20 protein-coding genes are annotated in these 20107 nt (G+C 69.6%); 14 read left to right on the top strand and 6 right to left on the bottom strand.

The window, feature by feature from the left end; translation table 11 throughout:
* Nucleotides 1–7 precede the first annotated feature (7 nt).
* The 4 genes from ACIBAG_RS40335 to ACIBAG_RS40320 all read left to right on the top strand — a co-directional run bounded on the left by ACIBAG_RS40335 (nucleotide 8) and on the right by ACIBAG_RS40320 (nucleotide 4302).
* Nucleotides 8–1450 carry a family 2B encapsulin nanocompartment shell protein gene (locus tag ACIBAG_RS40335; RefSeq protein ID WP_399112440.1) on the top strand — a complete coding sequence of 481 codons (1443 nt, stop codon included), beginning with the start codon at nucleotides 8–10 and terminating at the stop codon, nucleotides 1448–1450.
* Between the two features lie 5 nt (nucleotides 1451–1455).
* Nucleotides 1456–2805, top strand: coding sequence for a family 2 encapsulin nanocompartment cargo protein terpene cyclase (locus tag ACIBAG_RS40330; RefSeq protein ID WP_399112438.1), 1350 nt, complete (start codon nucleotides 1456–1458; stop codon nucleotides 2803–2805).
* A 55-nt stretch (nucleotides 2806–2860) separates the two neighbouring features.
* Nucleotides 2861–3736, top strand: a complete 876-nt coding sequence (locus ACIBAG_RS40325) for a geranyl diphosphate 2-C-methyltransferase (protein ID WP_399112436.1) — start codon at nucleotides 2861–2863, stop codon at nucleotides 3734–3736.
* An 89-nt stretch (nucleotides 3737–3825) separates the two neighbouring features.
* Nucleotides 3826–4302, top strand: coding sequence for a 4-oxalocrotonate tautomerase family protein (locus ACIBAG_RS40320; RefSeq protein ID WP_399112434.1), 477 nt, complete (start codon nucleotides 3826–3828; stop codon nucleotides 4300–4302).
* A gap of 53 nt (nucleotides 4303–4355) precedes the next feature.
* Here the strand turns inward: ACIBAG_RS40320 and ACIBAG_RS40315 are convergent, their stop codons facing one another.
* Together ACIBAG_RS40315 and ACIBAG_RS40310 are read right to left on the bottom strand one after the other, a co-directional pair.
* A complete protein-coding gene (locus ACIBAG_RS40315) occupies nucleotides 4356–5363 on the bottom strand; it encodes an arsenic resistance protein (RefSeq protein ID WP_399112432.1) in 1008 nt (335 codons plus the stop codon).
* A gap of 133 nt (nucleotides 5364–5496) precedes the next feature.
* Nucleotides 5497–5934 carry a hypothetical protein gene (locus ACIBAG_RS40310; protein WP_003974483.1) on the bottom strand — a complete coding sequence of 146 codons (438 nt, stop codon included), beginning with the start codon at nucleotides 5932–5934 and terminating at the stop codon, nucleotides 5497–5499.
* 618 nt (nucleotides 5935–6552) lie between these two features.
* Between ACIBAG_RS40310 and hemL the strand changes: the two genes are divergently transcribed.
* From hemL to ACIBAG_RS40260, 10 genes are all read left to right on the top strand, one after another.
* Nucleotides 6553–7887, top strand: a complete 1335-nt coding sequence (hemL, locus tag ACIBAG_RS40305; RefSeq protein ID WP_399112430.1) for a glutamate-1-semialdehyde 2,1-aminomutase — start codon at nucleotides 6553–6555, stop codon at nucleotides 7885–7887.
* A complete protein-coding gene (locus ACIBAG_RS40300; RefSeq protein ID WP_399112428.1) occupies nucleotides 7884–8600 on the top strand; it encodes a histidine phosphatase family protein in 717 nt (238 codons plus the stop codon). Before hemL ends, ACIBAG_RS40300 begins: the two co-directional genes overlap by 4 nt.
* Before the next feature lie 162 nt (nucleotides 8601–8762).
* Nucleotides 8763–10091, top strand: coding sequence for a hypothetical protein (locus ACIBAG_RS40295; protein WP_399112522.1), 1329 nt, complete (start codon nucleotides 8763–8765; stop codon nucleotides 10089–10091).
* A gap of 66 nt (nucleotides 10092–10157) precedes the next feature.
* Entirely contained in the window at nucleotides 10158–10787 is a 630-nt protein-coding gene (locus ACIBAG_RS40290) for a TlpA family protein disulfide reductase (RefSeq protein WP_399112426.1), read from the top strand.
* Between the two features lies 1 nt (nucleotide 10788).
* The gene (locus ACIBAG_RS40285; RefSeq protein WP_399112425.1) at nucleotides 10789–11559 is read left to right on the top strand and encodes a cytochrome c biogenesis CcdA family protein; all 771 of its coding nucleotides are present in this window, start codon (nucleotides 10789–10791) and stop codon (nucleotides 11557–11559) included.
* A gap of 3 nt (nucleotides 11560–11562) precedes the next feature.
* Nucleotides 11563–13296, top strand: coding sequence for a cytochrome c biogenesis protein ResB (locus ACIBAG_RS40280; protein WP_399112423.1), 1734 nt, complete (start codon nucleotides 11563–11565; stop codon nucleotides 13294–13296).
* A gap of 186 nt (nucleotides 13297–13482) precedes the next feature.
* Nucleotides 13483–14580 (top strand): c-type cytochrome biogenesis protein CcsB, encoded by a 1098-nt coding sequence (ccsB, locus tag ACIBAG_RS40275; protein WP_399112421.1) that lies wholly within the window; start codon nucleotides 13483–13485, stop codon nucleotides 14578–14580.
* Between the two features lie 77 nt (nucleotides 14581–14657).
* On the top strand, nucleotides 14658–15266 hold the full coding sequence (locus ACIBAG_RS40270) for an RNA polymerase sigma factor (protein ID WP_399112420.1): 609 nt from the start codon (nucleotides 14658–14660) through the stop codon (nucleotides 15264–15266).
* Nucleotides 15263–16171: a CU044_5270 family protein gene (locus tag ACIBAG_RS40265; RefSeq protein WP_399112418.1), complete on the top strand. Its 909-nt coding sequence runs from the start codon at nucleotides 15263–15265 to the stop codon at nucleotides 16169–16171. The genes ACIBAG_RS40270 and ACIBAG_RS40265 overlap by 4 nt, the downstream gene beginning before the upstream one ends.
* Before the next feature lie 38 nt (nucleotides 16172–16209).
* Nucleotides 16210–16614 (top strand): SRPBCC domain-containing protein, encoded by a 405-nt coding sequence (locus ACIBAG_RS40260; RefSeq protein ID WP_399112416.1) that lies wholly within the window; start codon nucleotides 16210–16212, stop codon nucleotides 16612–16614.
* Between the two features lie 78 nt (nucleotides 16615–16692).
* Here the strand turns inward: ACIBAG_RS40260 and ACIBAG_RS40255 are convergent, their stop codons facing one another.
* The 4 genes from ACIBAG_RS40255 to ACIBAG_RS40240 all read right to left on the bottom strand — a co-directional run bounded on the left by ACIBAG_RS40255 (nucleotide 16693) and on the right by ACIBAG_RS40240 (nucleotide 19885).
* The gene (locus ACIBAG_RS40255; RefSeq protein WP_399112414.1) at nucleotides 16693–18102 is read right to left on the bottom strand and encodes a condensation domain-containing protein; all 1410 of its coding nucleotides are present in this window, start codon (nucleotides 18100–18102) and stop codon (nucleotides 16693–16695) included.
* A gap of 136 nt (nucleotides 18103–18238) precedes the next feature.
* Nucleotides 18239–19252 (bottom strand): isopenicillin N synthase family dioxygenase, encoded by a 1014-nt coding sequence (locus ACIBAG_RS40250; RefSeq protein ID WP_399112412.1) that lies wholly within the window; start codon nucleotides 19250–19252, stop codon nucleotides 18239–18241.
* A complete protein-coding gene (locus ACIBAG_RS40245; protein WP_399112411.1) occupies nucleotides 19218–19703 on the bottom strand; it encodes a nucleoside deaminase in 486 nt (161 codons plus the stop codon). Before ACIBAG_RS40245 ends, ACIBAG_RS40250 begins: the two co-directional genes overlap by 35 nt.
* A 5-nt stretch (nucleotides 19704–19708) precedes the next feature.
* On the bottom strand, nucleotides 19709–19885 hold the full coding sequence (locus ACIBAG_RS40240; RefSeq protein WP_399112410.1) for a hypothetical protein: 177 nt from the start codon (nucleotides 19883–19885) through the stop codon (nucleotides 19709–19711).
* Nucleotides 19886–20107: the final 222 nt, after the last annotated feature.

Here is a 20107-nt window from a genome sequence, read left to right as displayed (position 1 = left end):
GAGAGTCATGTCTCTTGACACCGCGACAGCGACCGCGCCGGACGCCCAGGCGGCAGGGCAGCAGGAACAGCAGAGCCTCAGCACCGCCGCAGCGCGGAATCTGGCCACGACGACCAAGTCCGAGCCCCAGATGCAGGGGATCAGCTCGCGCTGGCTGTCCCGGATGCTGCCCTGGGTGAACGTGCCGGGTGCGACGTACCGCGTGAACCGCCGGCTGTCGTACACGCTGGGAGACGGCCGGGTCTCGTTCGTGAAGACCGGCTCGAAGGTCCAGGTCGTCCCGGCCGAACTGGGCGAACTGCCACTGCTGCGAGGCTTCTCGGACGGGGACGCGCTCGGCGCGCTGGCCGAGAAGTTCGTGCAGAAGGAGTACGAGCCGGGCCAGGTCATCGTGCAGGCCGGCCGCAAGGCCGACCATGTGTACCTGGTCGCGCACGGCAAGGTGGAGAAGATCGTCGACGGCCCCTACGACAACGACGAGTCGGTCGTCGGACTGATGGCCGACGGCGACACCTTCGGCGGCCAGACCCTTGCCGGGGGCGGCCAGAAGTGGGACTTCACGGCCCGCGCGCTCACCGCCACCACGCTGCTCGCTCTGCCCGTGACGGCGTACAAGTCGGTCGCCGACCGGCACGCGAAAATGCGCGAGCACGTGCAGATGATCAGCTCCAACGGGCACCAGAGGACGAACAGGTCCGGCGAGGCGGAGATCGCGCTGAGCTCGGGACACGTCGGCGAGCAGTCCCTGACGCAGACCTTCGCCGACTATGAACTCTCCCCGCGCGAATACGAGTTGAGCGTGGCGCAGACCGTGCTGCGGGTGCACAGCCGGGTCGCCGACCTCTACAACGAGCCGATGAACCAGACGCAGCAGCAGTTGCGGCTGACCATCGAGGCGCTGCGCGAGCGGCAGGAGCACGAGCTGGTCAACAACAAGGAGTTCGGCATGCTCCACAACGCCGACTTCGACCAGCGGATCTCCACCTTCTCGGGCCCGCCGACCCCGGACGACCTGGACGAGCTGCTCGCCATGCGGCGCAAGACCCGCTGTTTCTTCGCCCACCCGAAGGCCATCGCGGCGTTCGGCCGCGAGTGCAACAAGCGGGGCATCTACTTCGGCGGCGTGGAACTCCACGGAAACCATCTGCCCGCCTGGCGCGGGGTGCCGCTGCTTCCCTGCAGCAAGATCCCGGTCACCAAGCAGGGCACGTCGTCCATCATCGCCATGCGTACCGGCGAGGACGACCAGGGCGTGATCGGGCTGTACCAGACGGGGATCCCGGACGAGGTGGAGCCCGGCCTGAACGTCCGGTTCATGGGGATCAACGAGCAGGCGGTCATCTCCTACCTGGTCAGCACCTACTACTCGGCGGCCGTCCTGGTGCCGGACGCCCTCGGGATCCTGGAGAACGTGCAGGTCACCCGCTCGAACGGGACGAACGGGAGCTGACGGCGGTGTCGCTGATCTCCCGGATCGCCGCTCCCGCGGCAGGTCACGACGTGGCGGGGCTGGTGCGGGCGCTGCTCTCGGCGGGCGCGTCGGCCCCGCCCCGGCCGCCGGCCCCTGCGGAGCGCGGTCCGCGGCTCCCCTCCGCCCCCACGGGGCTCGGTACGACGGGGGTGCGGATCTCCTCGCGTACGGGCAGTGCTCCGTTCCGTACGGCTGGGTCGAACGGCGGCGCGGCACCGGAGGGTGCTCACCGCGTCGTAGGCATGCCTGCCACGTCGGCCGTCCTCCCGTCCGGCCCCACCGGCCTCGGCACCTCGGCCGCCCGGCCGGTACCGGCACCCCAACCCGCCCGGAACCCGAGCCCCCAGCCCGCCCGGAACCCGCCCCCGGCCGACCCCGCCCCCCGCCTCCACTGCCCACCGGCCCTCCGCGACGACCGCGCCCTCGGAGACACCGTCACCGAACGCCTCGTCGAGTGGGCCGACGAGATCGGCATCTACCCCGGCCGGCTCGACATGATCCGCAAGGCCGACTTCGGGCGGCTGATCATGCTCGCGCACCCGGAGTCCGACGACCCCGACCGGCTGCTTGCGGCAGCCAAGTGCGCGCTGTCGGAGTGGGCGGTGGACGACCACTACGTGGACTGCGAGGTGGAGGAGCCCCGGCACGAGCTGCTCGGCCAACGGCTCGCCATCGCCCACTCGGTGATCGACCAGGCGAACCTCCCCCTGGCCTACGCGGGCCAGTTGGAGGAGGTCGTCACGGCGGACCCGGTCTGCCGGGCCCTGCGGGACAGCCTGCGCAACCTCCACTCGTACGCGACGACCTCCCAGGTGCGCCGGCTGCGCCACGAGCTGGGCATCATGTTCGTCGCCTACGGCCAGGAAGGGGTCTGGCACACCCAGCAACACACCCCGCCGGTCTGGGAGTTCCTGATGCACCGGCACGAGAACAGCTTCATCCCGTGCATGGTGCTCGTCGACGCGATCGCCGGCTACGAGCTGCCCTACGGCGAGTTCGCCGACCCCCGGGTCCGCCGGGCGTTCACCCTGGCCGGCACCGCCAGCGTGATCGTCAACGACCTCTACTCCATGGGCAAGGAGGATCCGACGGACTTCAGCCTGCCGAGGCTGATCGTCGCCGAGGACGGCTGCTCGCTGGAGGAGGCCGTCGACCGCACCGTCGACATCCACAACGAGCTCATGCACACCTTCGAGGCCGAGGCGGCCGCCCTCGCCCTGACCGGCTCCCCGGAACTGCGCCGCTTCCTGGCCGGCACCTGGGCCTGGCTCGGCGGCAACCGGGAGTGGCACGCCGGCAGCGCCCGCTACCACGGCGACGCGGCCGCGGCCTGAAACCACCCTCGCCGCCCATCCCCTGAGACCACCTGAGCAAAGGACTCGTCTTCCCATGTCCAAGATCTCCACCAAGATGGAAACCATCGCCATGCGCGAGGTCCTGCGCACCGACTACCAGAAGTCCGTAGCGGAGTACTGGAACGCGGAGAAGGACCCCGTCAACATCAAGCTCGGCGAGGTCGACGGCCTTTACCACCATCACTACGGCCTCGGCGAATGGGACCCGTCCGTCCTGACCGGGCCGGCCGAGACGCGCGACCAGCGCGTCATCGAGGAACTGCACCGACTGGAGACGGCCCAGGCCGACGTACTCCTCGACCACCTCGGCGACATCGGCCCGAACGACCGGCTGCTGGACGCCGGTTCCGGCCGCGGCGGCACCAGCATCATGGCCAACGCCCGCTTCGGCTGCCACGTCGACGGCGTCAGTATCTCCGAGCAGCAGGTCGCGTTCGCCAACGACCAGGCCGCGCAGCGGGGTGTGGCCGACAAGGTCCGCTTCCACTTCCGCAACATGCTCGACACCGGCATGGAGTCCGGATCGCGCCGCGCGATCTGGACCAACGAGACGACCATGTACGTCGACCTGTCCGAACTCTTCGCCGAGTTCTCCCGCCTTCTGGAGTACGGCGGCCGCTACGTCTGCATCACCGGGTGCTCCAACGACGTCACCGGCATGCGCTCCAAGGCCGTCAGCAAGATCGACGAGCACTACACCTGCAACATCCACCCCCGCAGCGAGTACTTCAAGGCACTCGCCGCCAACAACCTCGTCCCCATCCAGGTCGTCGACCTGACCCCGGACACCATCCCGTACTGGGAACTGCGCGCCAAGTCGTCCGTGGCGACCGGCATCGAGGACGCCTTCCTCACCTCGTACAAGGAGGGCAGTTTCCACTACCTGCTGATCGTCGCGGACCGGATCTGAATCTGTTCGCGACACCTCGCTATGACGGCCGTTATAGAACCGGGGTAGCCTCCTCTTCTATAACGACCGTCATAGAAGAGGAGATCACGATGACGATCATCACCGTGACCACACCCACGGGCCGCCTGAGCCTCGAACAGCGCCGCGAGCTGGCCGAGACACTCACGGACGCCGTGCTCGTCCCCGAGATCGGCCGGTTCGCGCCGGCCGCGCGGGTCGGATTCCAGGTGCACTTCGTCGAACGTGAGCCGGACATGATGGCCATCGGCGGACGGCTGCTGGCGGACGCCGGGCAGGGGCTCGACGTGATGGTGATCGACGTGGCGGTCATGGACGCCGCCTGGCAGCCGGAGGTCCGCGCCGAGGTGATCGAGCGGGTGCTGGCCGCGCTCGCGGCGGCCTGCGGGATGGAGCGGCCGTCACCGAGCTGGTGGGTCAATTTCCGGGTGATCGAGGAGGGCAGCTGGGGTTCCTCGGGCGGGGTGCTGTCCGTTCTGTCCCTGCTGGACAGCGGTGTGTTCACAGAGGAGAGGGCCAAGGCGGTGCGCGCCGCTCTGAGTGAGTGAGCGGGCGGCAGGCACCGGCGCGGCCGACCGCTCCATCACGGCGGCGGCGCTGGTCAGCGTGCGGCGGGCCGGCTCCCGGCCGGTTGCGTGGCGGGCATCAAGCGGGGGACGAGACGGACGTACGCGACCATGCCGAGGACTTCGACGAGGGTCTGCGTCACCACGACGACCGCGGCGACGGCCAAGGCGTCGGGCAGAGCCAGGGCCAGGGGCAGCACGACCAGGGAGTTGCGGGTGGCGCCGGTGAAGACGATCGCCCGCCCGGCCGGGGCGTCGAGCCGGAAAAGACGCGCGACGGCCTTCCCGGCGAACGCCATGACTACAAGAAACGCCGCGTAGAACGGGATGACGGCGGCGACGTCGGTGAGGTTGTCGTCGAGCTTGGGCACCTGGGAGGCGACCACCGTCAGCAGGGTCGCGGCCATCAGCGGCACCATCGTGGTGGTCGCCGCGCCGGCCACCCGCCGTCCGGCCGGGCGGCGCGCCGCCCACCCCTGCAGGGACCAGGCCAGCGCGAGCGGGACGACGATCAGGACGACGAAGGCTTCCAGGAACGGGCCGACGTCCACGACGTCGGCGAGGCCGGAGCCCATGAACAGGTACAGGAACCCCGGCAGCAGCAGCATCTGCGCCACCAGCAGGAGCGGGGTTGCGGCCAGCAGGCGTCGGCTGGAACCGCCGGCCAGCCCGGCGAAGACGATCACGTAGTCCACGCACGGGCACAGCAGCACCAGCAGGACCCCTGCCCGGACGGCCTGGTCCGCGGGCAGGAACGCGAACATCGCGGCGACGACCAGCGGCACGACCACGAAGTTCACCACAAGCGCGGCGGACAGGAACCTGCCGTCGCGCAGGGAGCGGAACAACTCCGCGGCCGGGACCTGGAGGAAGGTGACGAACAGCAGCGCGCCGAGGACGGGGTTGATGGCGTGCTCCAGGCCGGGGCCGGCGCCCGGGACCGGCCACGCCAGCAGCGCTCCGCCGGCCATCGCTCCGAGGTAGATGGCCACCTGGCGGTGTTCCATCCGCTCGACCAGGCCGCGCGGCCCTTGCCCAGGCATTTCAGACTGCTCCCTCATCGCCTGCGCAGGCTATACGGGGCCGCTTGGCACGGCCCGGGTACATGACGAGGGCGGGGTCGTAGAACCCCGCCCGAATTCAGCGAAACCCCAGGTCAGGGGCGCTCAGGGCCAGTCAGGGCCACACAAGGCAGTACGGCTGATGCCCCGCCTCATGCAACCGATGGCTGAAGTCCTGCCACTCGTGCAGCAGTTGGTAGACGTTGAACGCGTCCCGGGGCCCGCCCCGGTCCGGCACCGTGGACCAGATGAACGCGGCCGCGCCGACCGCTTCCTCTCCTATGCCCCGCAGCGGGTCCACCACCGTCATCGGCAGCTTGACCACCGCGTAGTCGGGGTGCAGGACGACCAGCTCCAGCGGCGGGACCTTGTGCAGGGGGACGCCCTCGATGCCCGTGAGGACCATCGCGGCCATCGTCTCCGGCTTGATCTTGGTGAACATGCCGTTCATGCCGAGCTCGTCGCCGCCGAGTTCCTCGGGGCGCATCGAGATCGGGACCCGGGCCGCGGTCGCGCCGTCGGGCGCGCCGAAGTACTTGTACGTCACCCCCACCCGACCACCATTCCTGCTCACCCTCAGCCGATCACTGCGTCGGTCGGCCCGCTCTGACTCATTGGGAACACCCGGCATAGGCATATCCGGTACTACGTGTTCCTGACGTGCTTCGTTCGAATCCTCCGCGTCGCGCCGGTGCCTTCCCCGCCGGGCACGTCGAGGACCCAGGTCATCAGTCCCCTCGCCCAGTCCGCCACCGCGATGCATATCTCCACCCGACTGCTTTTCTAGGACGCGTGGCCCCCGCCGCGCAACCCGATCATCGTGTCAGTGACCTCCCCCACGGCCGCCCGCCGAAACGTGCGCTGAAACACCTGTCCGCAGGATCTTTTCAGTCCCTGACCATCACACCCCGCATGAGCTGTGAGTATCACGTCCAGTCTCGCAGATCGCGGACGGGGGGCGGGGGTGAAGGGGAGTGGAGGGGATGGGGGGAGGGGGTGCGGAAGAGCGGAGGGGGGCGGACGGAAGGTCGGAGGCGCAGGGCAGGCCGGGCGCCGGGTCAGCAGTGCCCCGCTGCCGTCGCCGCCCGCTGGCCTACCCTGAGGAGGTCACTGGCAACCGGAGTCCGAGATCATCGGAGAAGGTCAGAGAAGGTCGGAGTAGTCGCAGGTCATGAGCGAAGCGCCCTCTTCAGGAACGCCCTATCCATACGATGCGCCTGCCTCGCAGGCTCTGTTCGACCGTGCGGCCGCCGTCACGCCCGGCGGCGTGAACTCCCCGGTGCGCGCCTTCCGCGCCGTGGGCGGTACCCCCCGGTTCATGGTCTCCGGCACCGGTCCGTACCTGACCGACGCCGACGGGCGCGAGTACGTCGACCTCGTCTGCTCGTGGGGGCCCATGATCCTCGGGCACTCCCACCCGGAGGTCATCGCCGCCGTCCAGGACGCCGTCTCGCGCGGCACCTCCTTCGGTACGCCCGGTGAGGGCGAGGTCGCGCTCGCCGAGGAGATGGTCGACCGGATCGAGCCGCTCGAGCAGGTGCGGCTGGTGTCCAGCGGGACCGAGGCCACCATGTCCGCCATCCGGCTCGCCCGCGGGTTCACCCAGCGGTCCAAGGTGATCAAGTTCGCCGGCTGCTATCACGGGCACGTCGATTCGCTGCTCGCCGCGGCCGGGTCGGGGGTCGCCACGTTCGCCCTGCCCGACACCCCCGGCGTCACCGGCGCCCAGGCCGGCGACACGATCGTCCTGCCCTACAACGACCTCGAGTCCGTGCACGAGGCCTTCCACCGCTACCCCGGTGAGATCGCTTGCGTCATCACCGAGGCCTCGCCCGGCAACATGGGCGTCGTCCCGCCGCAGCCCGGCTTCAACGAGGGGCTGAAGGACGCCTGCCGGAAGAACGGCGCCCTGTTCATCTCCGACGAGGTCATGACCGGCTTCCGGACCAGCCGCGCCGGGTGGTACGGCATCGACGGGGTCAAGCCGGACCTCATGACCTTCGGCAAGGTGATGGGAGGCGGCTTCCCGGCCGCCGCCTTCGGAGGCCGGGCCGACGTCATGGCCCACCTCGCGCCCGCCGGGCCCGTCTACCAGGCCGGCACCCTCTCCGGGAACCCGGTCGCCACCGCCGCCGGCCTCGCCCAGCTGCGGCTCCTCGACCAGGCCGCGTACGACAAGGTCAACACGGTCTCGGAGACCATCCAGTCCCTCGTCACCGAGGCCCTCACCAAGGAAGGCGTCGCACACCGGCTGCAGAACGCCTCCAACATGTTCTCCGTCTTCTTCACGGACCGGGAGGTCCGCAACTACGAGGACGCCAAGCGGCAGGAATCCTTCCGCTTCACCGCCTTCTTCCACTCGATGCTGGCCCAGGGCGTCTATCTGCCGCCCTCGTCCTTCGAGTCCTGGTTCGTCTCCACGGCCCACGACGAGCAGGCCGTCCAGCGGATCGCCGACGCCCTCCCGGCGGCGGCCCGAGCGGCGGCGGAGGCCACGGCGGCATGAGCACCGACAGCAACAAGAGCGACGGCGTCCACAAGAGCGACAGCGACGTCACCGTCGTCCACGTCATGCGGCACGGCGAGGTCGCCAACCCGGACGGGATCCTCTACGGCCGTCTCGCGGGCTACCACCTCTCCGACCTCGGGCGGCAGATGGCCGACCGGGTCGCCGAGCATCTCGCCTTGCGCGACATCACCTACGTCTGCTCCTCGCCGCTGGAGCGGGCCCAGGAGACCGCGACGCCGATCGCCAAGACCCACGGGCTGGACCTCGCGACCGACGAACGGCTCATCGAGGCCGACAACGTCTTCCAGGGCAAGACCTTCGGCGTGGGGGACGGTGCCCTGAAGAGGCCGGAGAACTGGAAGCATCTGGTCAACCCGTTCAAGCCGTCCTGGGGTGAGCCGTACGTCGACCAGGTCATCCGCATGATGGGCGCCCTCGACTCCGCCAAGGAAGCGGCGCGTGGGCACGAGGCCGTACTGGTCAGCCATCAGCTGCCGATCTGGATCGTGCGGAGCTATGTCGAGAAGCGGCGGCTGTGGCACGACCCGCGCAAGCGGCAGTGCACGCTCGCGTCCCTGACGAGCTTCACGTACCAGGGCGACCGGATCGTGTCCGTCGGGTACTCCGAGCCCGCCATCGACCTCGTGCCCGCCCATCTCCGCGCCGGCGCGAAGCCGGTGAAGGGGAAGGACAAGGCCTTCGGCGCCTGATACCGAAAAGGTGTCCTGGACGCGTGAGCGCCCAGGACACCTGACGGCCAGGACACGTTTGTGACATTTGTTGCCGATCCTCCGTGATCAGGAGGAACCTCCCCGTTCGTCGTGCCCTCTGACTGGGTGACCACCAGAGCAAGTACGACGGACGGGGCAGTAATGCGCAACTTCAGCCGAAGGGGAGTTATCGGACTCGGTGCCGGAGCGGCCGCCGCCGTCGGACTCTCCGGATGCGGTGTCCTCACCGCGTCAGACGGGTCGAACCAGGGCGGAGGTTCCTCGGGCGGCGAGGGCAACGATCCCGGAACGCAGACGAACCGCGCCCGTCCCATAGGCGACGGCTCCACCTCCCACACCGGCAAGCAGCCCCACCAGCCCGGCAAGCCCGAGCCGCTGGAGCCCGGCCAGGAGCCGCCGCAGTTCGTCGTCTTCTCCTGGGACGGCGCCGGCGAGGTCGGCAACGGCCTCTTCCCGCGCTTCCTCGACCTCGCCAAGGAGCACGACGCCCGCATGACCTTCTTCCTCTCGGGGCTCTATCTGCTCCCCGAGTCGAAGAAGCGGCTCTACGACCCGCCGAACAACGCGCGCGGCGCCTCCGACATCGGCTACCTCACCGACGGCCACATCAAGGAGACGCTCAAGGGCGTGCGCCGCGCCTGGCTCGAGGGGCACGAGATAGGCACCCACTTCAACGGGCACTTCTGCGGGGAAGGCTCCGGCTCGGTCGCCCACTGGACGCCGAAGCAGTGGCGCAGCGAGATCGAGCAGGCCAAGGGCTTCGTCAAGGAGTGGCGGACCAACACCGGCTGGACCGACCTGCCCTCCCTGCCGTTCGACTACGACAAGGAGCTCGTCGGCGGCCGTACGCCCTGCCTCCTCGGCCAGGACAACCTGCTGCCCACCGCCCGCGAGCTCGGCTGGCGCTACGACGCCTCGTCGCCGGGCGGGCGTCAGGTGTGGCCGACGAAGAAGCAGGGGCTGTGGGATCTGCCGTTGCAGCAGATACCTTTCCCCGGACGCTCGTTCGAGGTCCTGTCCATGGACTACAACATGCTCGCCAACCAGTCGATCAACTCGACGAACGCGCCCAGCCACAACTACCCGGCCTGGCGCGAGCAGTCGGCGCAGGCGTACATCCAGGGATTCAAGCGGGCATACGAGACAAACCGCGCCCCCTTCTTCGTCGGCAACCACTTCGAGCAGTGGAACGGCGGCATATACATGGACGCCGTCGAGGAAGCCCTCAAGCACATCGCGCGGGAGAGGGAGAAGGGTGCCGACATCCGGCTCGTCTCCTTCCGTCAGTTCGTGGACTGGATGGACGTACAGAAGTCGGATGTTCTGGACAAGCTGCGCACTCTGGAGGTCGGGCAGGCGCCGGCCGGTGGCTGGAACGCCTTCCTGAAGGGCGGTTCCACCGGCTCCTCCACCGGCTCCTCCAGCGGCACTTCCGCCGGCTCCTCCACAGGCGCCCAAAACGCCGCCTGAAATGCGGGTTTACGCCCGGGAGGGGGGTGCGCAAGATCCCCGGAACGGACATGCGAAACTTTTCACATGAGTGCCGCCAGCCGCGCCCCCCTGCGCCCTACCGCCTGGATTCGCTCGCGCCGCGCCGCCCTGACGACCGCCGGTGCGGCCGTCGCGGCGCTGCTCGTCTCCGCGTGCGGCTCCGGAGGCGTCTCCGGCGGAGGCGGCGACACCAAGTTCATCATGGGCAAGGACGGCATCTCCACCGTCGCGAAGGGCGAGCGCGACGCGGCCCCCGACCTCTCCGGCCGGACCATCGACGGCAAGCAGCTCGCGCTCTCCTCCTTCAAGGGCAAGGTCGTGGTCCTGAACGTGTGGGGATCCTGGTGTGCGCCCTGCCGCGCGGAGGCCCCCAACTTCCAGAAGGTCTCCACGGATCTCGAGTCGAAGGGCGTGCAGTTCGTAGGCATCAACGTCGCCGACCCCCAAATCCAGAGCGCCGTCGCCTTCGAGAAGCAGTTCGGCGTCACCTACCCCAGCCTGTACGACCCGAGCAGCAAGCTGATGCTCCGCTTCGAGAAGGGCACGCTCAACCCGCAGGCGATTCCCTCCACGCTCGTCGTCGACCGTGAGGGGAAGATCGCGGCCCGCTCCCTGGCCGCGCTCAGCGAGGAGAAGCTGCGCTCCATGATCGACCCGGTCCTCGCGGAGAAGTGACGTGAGCGCGGTCACCACCCTCGCCGCGGAGGGCTACAACGGCACGGTACTCAACGGCGCCCTGCTGGTCGCCCTGCCGATCGCGCTGCTCGGCGGACTTGTCTCCTTCTTCTCTCCGTGCGTTCTTCCGCTGGTCCCTGGCTACCTGTCCTACGTCACCGGAGTCACCGGTACCGACCTGGCCGAGGCCCGGCGCGGCCGGATGGTCGCGGGCGCCTCGCTGTTCGTGGCCGGGTTCACCGCCGTGTTCGTCTCCAGCGGGGCCTTGTTCGGCTACTTCGGGTCGACGCTCCAGGAGCAGCAGGGCGTTCTGTCCAAGGTGCTCGGTGTGCTCATGATCGTCATGGGCGTGTTCTTCATGGGGCTGATGCCCTGGATGACCCAGCGGGAGTTCCGCTTCCACAAGCGGCCCGTGACCGGGCTGATCGGCGCGCCCCTCCTCGGCGCCCTGTTCGGTATCGGCTGGACACCCTGCATCGGCCCGACCCTCGCCTCCGTGCTCGCCCTGTCCTCGCAGCAGTCGAGCGCCGGCCGCGGTGCCATACTGACCGTCGCCTACTGCCTCGGCCTCGGTGTGCCGTTCGTGCTCGCCGCGGTCGCCTTCCGCAAAGCGCTCGGCGCCTTCGGCTGGATCAAGCGCCACTACGTCTGGGTGATGCGGATCGGCGGGACGATGATGATCGTCACCGGTCTGCTGCTGCTGACCGGTGTCTGGGACAGCCTCGTCCAGGACATGCAGTCCTGGTCCGCCGGATTCACCGTGGGGATCTGATCCATGAGCAAGAGCACAGTCGGCGCGGTATCCGGGGAGACCCCGGCCGCCGCTCCCGACGACCAGGACCTCGGTGCCGCGGGCTCCCAGCTGTCCACGGCGCCCGTGGAGGCTCCGCCCAACGTGCCCGCCCTGGGGGTGATCGGCTGGGCCCGCTGGTTCTGGCGCCAGCTGACCTCGATGCGGGTGGCTCTCCTGCTCCTTCTGCTGCTGGCGCTCGCGGCCATCCCCGGTTCGCTGATCCCGCAGACCGGCCAGGACCTCACCAAGGTCGCCGATTTCCGGAAGAACCACCCCAGCCTTTCGCCGATCTACGACAAGCTCGGCCTCTTCGAGGTCTACAGCTCGGTGTGGTTCTCCGCGATCTACATCCTGCTGTTCATCTCCCTCATCGGCTGCATCGTGCCCCGCACCTGGCAGTTCGTGGGCCAGCTGCGCGGCCGTCCGCCGGGCGCGCCCAAGCGGCTGAACCGGCTGCCCGCCCACACCACGTGGCGTACGGAAGCCGAGCCGGAGCAGGTGCGCGAGGCCGCGCTGGCGCTGCTGAAGAAGCGCCGTTTCCGCGCCCACATCGCGGGTGACGCCGTCGCCGCCGAGAAGGGCTATCTGCGCGAGGTCGGCAACCTCGCCTTCCACATCGCCCTCATCGTGATGCTGGTCGCCTTCGCGTGGGGGCAGCTCTTCAAGTCCGAGGGCAACAAGCTCCTCGTCGAGGGCAACGGTTTCTCGAACACGCTGATCGCCTACGACGACTTCAAGTCCGGCAACCTCTTCACCGCCGACGACCTGACGCCGTACAGCTTCCGCCTGAACGACTTCGCCGGCACCTACGAGGTCTCCGGCCCCAACAAGGGCACGCCGCGCACCTACCAGGCCGCCCTCACCTACTCCGAGGGTGCCTACGGCAAGGACAAGAAGACGGTCGTCGAGGTCAACCACCCACTGGAGATCGGCGACTCGAAGGTCTATCTGACGGCTCACGGTTACGCCCCCGTCATCACTGTCCGGGACGGCAAGGGCAACGTGGTGTTCCGTGACGCCGTCCCGTTGCTGCCGCTCGACGCCAATGTCACCTCCACCGGTGTCATCAAGGTCTACGACGGCTACAAGAACGCCAAGGGTGTCACCGAGCAACTCGGCATCTCGGCCTTCTTCCTGCCGACCTACACCCAGGGCAGCGAGACGGCCTCGACCTTCCCGGCGCTGCTGAACCCGGTGCTGAACCTGACGCCGTACTACGGAGAGCTCGGCGTCAACTCGGGCATCCCGCAGAGCGTGTACCAGCTCGACAAGTCGCACATGAAGGAATTCAAGGACTCCAAGGGCGAGCAGCTTCGGGAGAACCTGAAGCCCGGCGAGACCATGAAGCTCCCGAACGGTGCCGGCACGGTCACCTACGAGGGCACCAAGGAGTGGGCGAACTTCCAGATCACGCAGCAGCCGGGCAGTGGCTGGGCGCTCGCCGGTGCCGTCGCCGCGATCTTCGGTCTCGCCGCCTCCCTGTTCATCCAGCGCCGCCGCGTCTGGGTGCGGGCGGTCAAGGGCGACGACGGTGTGACGGTCGTCGAGATGGCCGGGCTCGGCCGCAGTGAGTCCGCCAAAGTGCCCGAAGAGCTCGGCGACCTCGCCGGGATCCTGTACGAGCAGGCGCCCGGGGCACCCGACGGCACGGAGACGGAGCCGGACGATGGATCCGACCCCGACACCGCAACTACGGAAGGGGCTGGGACCAATTGAATCCTCTCCCTCGCGGATCCAGGGAGATTCCTGGCTCACGCCGCCCGGCGGACCAGCGGTCCTCCAGGTCTTCCACGATCAACGCCAGCCGGGTTGAAACCAGCCCGGTAACACGACTGCAAGCTTCCTGCAGACCTCACCGCCCGACCGCAAGTCGCCGGGATATTCACCCGAAGGAGTGCTGAGGTGACCCTCGCCGCCGCGACCGAGCTGGCCGCCGCCACCAACGAAAACCTCGCGAACATCAGCAACACGCTGATCTACTCGTCGATGGCCGTCTACACGCTGGCCTTCTTCGCGTACATCGCCGAGTGGCTCCTCGGCAGCCGCAGCAAGGTCGGCCGCACGGCCGCCGCGCTCACCCCGGCGAAGGCCAAGGCCGCAGCGCCGGCCGTCACCGTGAAGAAGGGCGGCTCCACGGCCGTACTGGAGCGGCCGAAGGTCGTCGTGCGGGCCACGGCCGGGCAGCGGGACGTGCCGGACGGGCCCGGGGCGCACGGCGGGGACGAGCAGGGCGACCTCTACGGGCGTATCGCCATCTCCCTCACCGTCCTCGCCTTTCTGATCGAGTTCGGCGGTGTGCTCACGCGGGCCCTGTCGGTGCAGCGGGCGCCGTGGGGCAACATGTACGAGTTCAACATCACCTTCTCCACCGTCGCCGTCGGCGTGTACCTCTCGCTGCTCGCGCTGAAGAAGAACGTGCGCTGGCTCGGGCTGTTCCTGATCACCACGGTCCTCCTCGATCTCGGCCTCGCCGTCACTGTCTTGTACACCGCCAGCGACCAGTTGGTTCCCGCCCTTCACTCGTACTGGCTGTACATCCACGTCTCCACGGCGATCTTCTGCGGCGCGGTCTTCTACGTGGGTGCCGTCTCCACGCTGCTCTACCTCTTCAAGGACAGTTACGAGACCAAGCTGGCCAACGGCGGTACGCCGGGCCGCTTCGCGAACTCCGTCCTGGACCGGCTGCCCGCCTCTGCCTCCCTGGACAAGTTCTCGTACCGCGTCAACGCCGCCGTCTTCCCGCTGTGGACGTTCACGATCATCGCGGGCGCGATCTGGGCGGGCGACGCCTGGGGCCGCTACTGGGGCTGGGACCCCAAGGAGACCTGGTCCTTCATCACCTGGGTCGCCTACGCCTGCTACCTGCACGCCCGTGCCACGGCCGGCTGGAAGGGCCGCAAGGCCGCCTACCTGGCCCTCATCGCCTTCGGCTGCTGGCTGTTCAACTACTACGGCGTCAACATCTTCGTCTCCGGCAAGCACTCGTACGCCGGGGTGTGAGGCCTTGCGGCGAAGGCCGGTTCCCTGTGACCTGAGTCACGGGAACCGGCCTTCGCCGTACGGACAGGTGGAGAGGCGTGGAGACGAATCTGCGGAGCCGCATCCGCGCGGGGGACCACAACGCTTTCGGTGAGCTCTTCGACGCCTGCGCACGCTCCGTCTACAACCATGCCTTCCGGCTCACGGGCGACTGGTCGACCGCCGAGGAGGTCGTCTCGCTGACCTTCCTGGAGGCCTGGCGGCTGCGTGAGCGGCTCGACGAGGAGGGCGGTTCGCCTCGCCCGTGGCTGCTCGGCATCGCCACCAACGTCACACGCAACCTGCGCCGGGCGACCCGGCGGCACGCCGCCGCCATCGCCCGGCTGCCGCGCGACGAGGCGGTGCGCGACTTCGCCGACGAGGTCGCCGGCCGCGTCGACGACGCCGCGCAACTGGCCCGCGTACGCATCGCGTTGAGCAGGCTGCGGCGGGCCGATCGTGAGGTGCTGGCCCTGTGCGTGTGGTCGGGGCTGGACTACCAGGCCGCGGCTGAGGCGCTCGGCGTGCCCGTGGGGACCGTCAGATCGCGGCTTTCGCGTGCGCGTACAAAACTCGCGAAACACATGGAACTCCCGCAAAGGGACGGACAGATGAGAGGTGACGACCGCACCAGCGCGGTCCGGCCCATCAGGGAGGGAAACCGATGAACCAGCTTCCCGAACGCGACCTTCCGCCGGGCCGTCACCGACTCCTCAAGGAGCATCTGATGACCGAGATCCGGCAGGAACCGTCCGACGTCCCCGTCCGCCGGCGCTTTGTGCGCACCATGCTGATCGCGGGAGCCGTCGCCGCGGTCACCGCCGTCGCCGTCACCCTCGCCGTGCCGTCCGGCGACCGGCCCGCGCCGCCCGCCACCAACAAGGCCGCGGCCCTGCTGGAGGACATCGCGCTCGCGGCCGAGCACGGCGAGGTGCCGAAGGACATCCGCGACGACCAGTACGTGTACATCAAGAGCAAGGTCGGCTGGAGCGTGTACGAGGAGGGCAAGCCGCCGCGGCTCGAACCGATCCACCAGCGCGAGGTGTGGCTCTCGGTGGACGGCACCCGCAAGGGCCTGCTGCGCGATGCCGACGCCGGCTGGGACGACCAGCCACTGGACGCACCGAGCCCGGACGACCGGTCCCGCACCAACTACCGCAACCTCCAGACGCTGCCGACCGACCCGGACAGGATGTACGACTGGCTGAACAGTGTCAGCGAGGGCAGCAGCAGCAAGGACGAGGCCAACTTCGTCCTGGTCGGCGACCTGGCCCGCGAGTCCCTGATGCCGCCCGCGCAGGCCGCGGCCCTCTACCGGGCCGCCGCGAGGATCTCCGGCGTGTTCGTCATCGACGACGCCGTGGACGCGGCCGGCCGGCACGGTGTGGCCGTGGCCCGGGTCGACGACGGGGAGCGTACGGAGCTGATCTTCGACAAGGAGACCAAGGAGTTCCTGGGCGAACGCGAAGTGGCCGTCGAGGACCAGCCCGGGGGGTACAAGAAGGGCGACATCACCGGGCGCGTCGCGGTCCTGGAGCGCACGGTCGTCGACAAGGCAGGTCAGCGGCCGTAAGGGGTGCGAATCGTCCCCGGCGGAGTCAGGCTGGTGCTATGAGCGGTTCCATCGAACAGGGCACCAGCCAGGCCCACGGGAACACGCACATCCTGCACTTCCTCGTGCGGCTTCCCCGGCCCATGGAGACGGTCTGGCCGGCCCTGGCCACCCGGGACGGGCTCGCGGCGTGGTTCACACCGGCCGACGTCCTGGAGCCCCGCCTCGGCGGTGCGGTCACGCTGCGTGACATCGGCGCCGGGCGGGTCACCGCATGGGACGTGGAGCGGATCGCCGAGTACACCCTGGAGGGCGGCGGCCGGCTCAGGTTCCATCTGGAGCGCGACGGCGACGAGGGCAGCGCCCTGCGCTTCACCCACGAGTTCCAGGGCGGGGAGGAGTCGGAGCAGCGCTGGCGGGCACGCTTCGAGCGACTGATCGCCCTGTGGGAAGCGGAAACATGATCCGGCCAGGCGTCGGGCGAGACCGGCGGGGTCCGCGCCGCGCGTGATGTCCGGCCGGCTGACGGAACCGGTCGTGGATCACGAAGCCGGCGGCGGAGGCAGGACCGTCGAGGCGACGACGTCCCGCAACCGTTCCATGTACAGCCGCATGTTCTTGCCCGCGACATCGGTGTCCGGGTGGCGGCTCGCGAACCACAGGCCCTCGTGGAGCCGGGTGATCCAGGCGCACACCTGGTCGCCGTACGACACCCGGATCAGCCCGTACGCCTTCTGCTCGGCCCAGCGCCCGGATCCGGGGACGCCGCGGGCGTCGACGTAGGAGACGATCGAGTACAGGTCGGGGGAGGTGGGGCGGAAGTCGTCGCCGAGCAGCCGCAGCACCCGGGCCAGCGGCATGCGGGCCATGTGCCGGTTGGCGTGCAGCGCGGCGCGTACCGTCCGCAGGGCGCTGGGCAGGTCGCGGGCCTCGGCCATGGGGATCTCGACGGGGGCGCCGCCCACGTACCAGCCCACGGAGTCCGACCAGCGGGACTTCACCCGGGTGTGGAAGGGCACGACGGTGCGGTAGACGGGTTCGCCGCCGATCTCGTGGACGATCAGGGCGGTGGCGGCCAGGATGCCGACCGCGCCGCCGCCGTAGGGGCGGCAGTACGCCTCGAAGGCGGCGGCGGTGTCCCGGTCCGCGAGCTCCTCGCGCAGGAGCTTCTGGGTGGGCAGCCCGGCTTCGGGGTCCAGGCCGAGGTCGACGGGGAAGTTCGGCAGCCTGCCGTCGCAGCGGCCGACGAACTCCCGCCAGCGGGCGACGATGTCGTGGCTGTCGTCGATCCGGTCGGCGTCCGTCCGCTCGATCTCGCAGAAGTCGACGTAGCTGCTGACCGGCCCGAGGTCCATCGCCCGGCCCGCGACGCGCGCCGCGTAGAGCTCGTGGATCTCGCCGGGGATGCGGTGGATGGAGTGGCCGTCGACATTGCTGTGGTCGAAGGCCATGTACACGCTGGTGGAGTCGTCCCGGAGGACGGCCGCGTAGATCAGGTTGGGCCAGCGCAACGCGTCCGCCGTGGCGTCGAAGCGGTCCTGGAGGTACCCGACCAGCTCGGCCGGATCGGTGAAGTCGCCGACGTCCGTCCGCCGCAGGGACACGGCGTCGGCGTCCAGTGTGAACCGGCGCATCTCGTCGCCGGACTCCCCGCACCAGCGGAAGCCGCTGCGCAGCGTCTCGTGCCGCAGTGTCCAGCCGCGCAGCGCCTCCTGAAGCGCGTCCAGGTCGGCCCGGCCCGGGATGTCGAAGGCGGTACCGAGCCAGGTCGGCACGAACAGGCCGTCCTCACGCACGGACCGGGCGGTCCTGATGTGGGACTCCTGGATGTACGCCGGTGGCCGCGTGTCCTCGGGCAGGCCCGTCGCCGTCGCGACGGTCGCCGGGCTGAGCGTCCATTCGACGAGACGTCCGGGCCGGACCTCGCAGCGCTGGATGTCAGTGATTCGCACGGGCGGCTCCAATCGCGGCGGGGGACACACCCGAAAGGGTGGTATCCCGCCCAACGAGGCAACCCTTGCTCAGAAACGGTTCGCGACGATCAGTCGGACGTGATCGGCCACGGTGAGACGCGATCGGTCAGGCTGATCAGTCCACGGTGATCGAGTCCAGCTTCTCCCGCAGGTACACGTGCGAGTCGACCGGCTCGTACGCCACCCGGCCGACGGGCGCCGGTACGGACTCGACCCGCGTCCCCGGCGTGCACTCACCGAAGTAGACGAGGGACATCAGCTCCTCGGCCGGCGCGTCGGCGGGCGGCGGCAGCACGCGGTGCCGGCCCGACCGCCATCGGTCACCGGTCCAACGGGCCATCAGGTCCCCGATGTTGACGGTGAAGGCGTCCGGATCGTACGGCGCGTCCTCCCATCCGACACCTCCGTCCGCCGGGTCCGTGTAGACCTGCAGTCCGCCCTTGCCCGCCTGCCGGTCGAGGATCGTCACCGTCCCGAAGTCGGTGTGCGGCCCGATGCGGAACTGGCCGGGTTCCGGTTGCCCGACGACCTCGGTACCCGGGTACCAGTTGATGTTGAAGCCGTACGTCGGATGGTCCATGTGCCGTGAGAAGAAGTCCGGTTCCAGGCCCAGGGCCTCCCCGAGCAGGGACAGCAGCTCCTTCTCCAGCTCGGCCATCCGCGCCAGGTACTCCTCCACCAGCGCCCGCAGTTCGGGCACCTCGGCGGGCCACACGTTCGGCGCGCACCACTCGGCGTTGGTCGCCGGGTCGTCGAAGGGCTCGTGCGTCGCGAAGCTCAGCGACTCCTTCAGGTCCGGCGGGGTCTCGGTGCCCTCCGAGTAGCCGTTGGCCTCCGCCCCGGGGCCGAGCCAGCCGCGGCCGCCGACCTTCACGGCGTAGGGCTGCTTGACGTCCGGCGGGAGGGTGAAGAAGACGCGGGCCACCTCCCGGATCCGGGCGCGCAGGGCCGGGTCCACGCCGTGCCCGGTGAGCAGGAGGAAGCCGGCGGTCTGGAGGGCCTCGTCGACGGTGCGGGCGATCGCGCCGCGCGCCTCGGCGTCGCCGTCGAGCCAGGGCCGGAGGTCGATCGTGGGGATGCGTGGCTCGCGTGGCCTACTCGCGGATGCCGCCGATGTCGTCGATGTCACCGATGTCCTCGTTCCACAGTGCCGGATGGTCCTTGATGAAGTCGCGCATCATCCCGATGCACTCGGGGTCGTCCAGGAGCACGATCCGCACACCGTGCTCCGCCAGCCAGTCGTGCCCGCCGCAGAAGGTGACCGCCTCCCCGATCACCACCCGCGAGATCCCGAACTGCCGTACCAGCCCTGAGCAGTACCAGCACGGCGACAGCGTGGTCACCATGGTCGTACCCCGATACGACCGCTGCCGCCCCGCCGCGCGGAAGGCCGCCGTCTCCGCGTGCATGGACGGGTCGCCGTCCTGCACCCGCCGGTTGCGCCCGCGCCCGAGGAGGGCCCCCTCGGGGTCGTAGAGGGCGGCGCCGATCGGGATACCCCCTTCGCCGAGCCCGGCACGCGCCTCGGCGACGGCGGTGGCGAGCCAGGTACGGGCGGTCGTCTCGTCCAGCGGATCCATGGCTCTCACTCTCCGCCGCACCCCAGGTAGTCGTCCAGGCGGCCCGCGCCGGACAGCATGGCCCGGGTGCGGGCCGTCAGCTGTTCCCCGCGCGTCGTGAGCGCCGCCGCCAGGGCCTCGCTGCTGCCCTCGCGGCGCAGGCGCAGGAGGTGGCCCGGGCCGGGGGGCGCCGACTCAACCACCGCTGCGTATCTGTCGGGCCGGCTGTCGGCGCCGGGCTCGAAGGGGCGGGGGAACGCCGACCGGGCGCTGGTGATCCGCGGGGCACGGGCGCACAACCTCAAGGACCTCACCGTACGGATCCCGCTCGGCCGTCCGGTCACCGTCACCGGGCCGTCCGGGTCGGGCAAGTCCACCCTGCTGCTGGAGATCCTCGGCAGGGCGGCCCGCCGGCACTTCCACGG

This window comes from Streptomyces sp. NPDC051243 (genome assembly GCF_044455405.1).
Taxonomy (GTDB): Bacteria; Actinomycetota; Actinomycetes; order Streptomycetales; family Streptomycetaceae; genus Streptomyces.
This window is presented reverse-complemented; position numbering and strand designations above follow the sequence as displayed.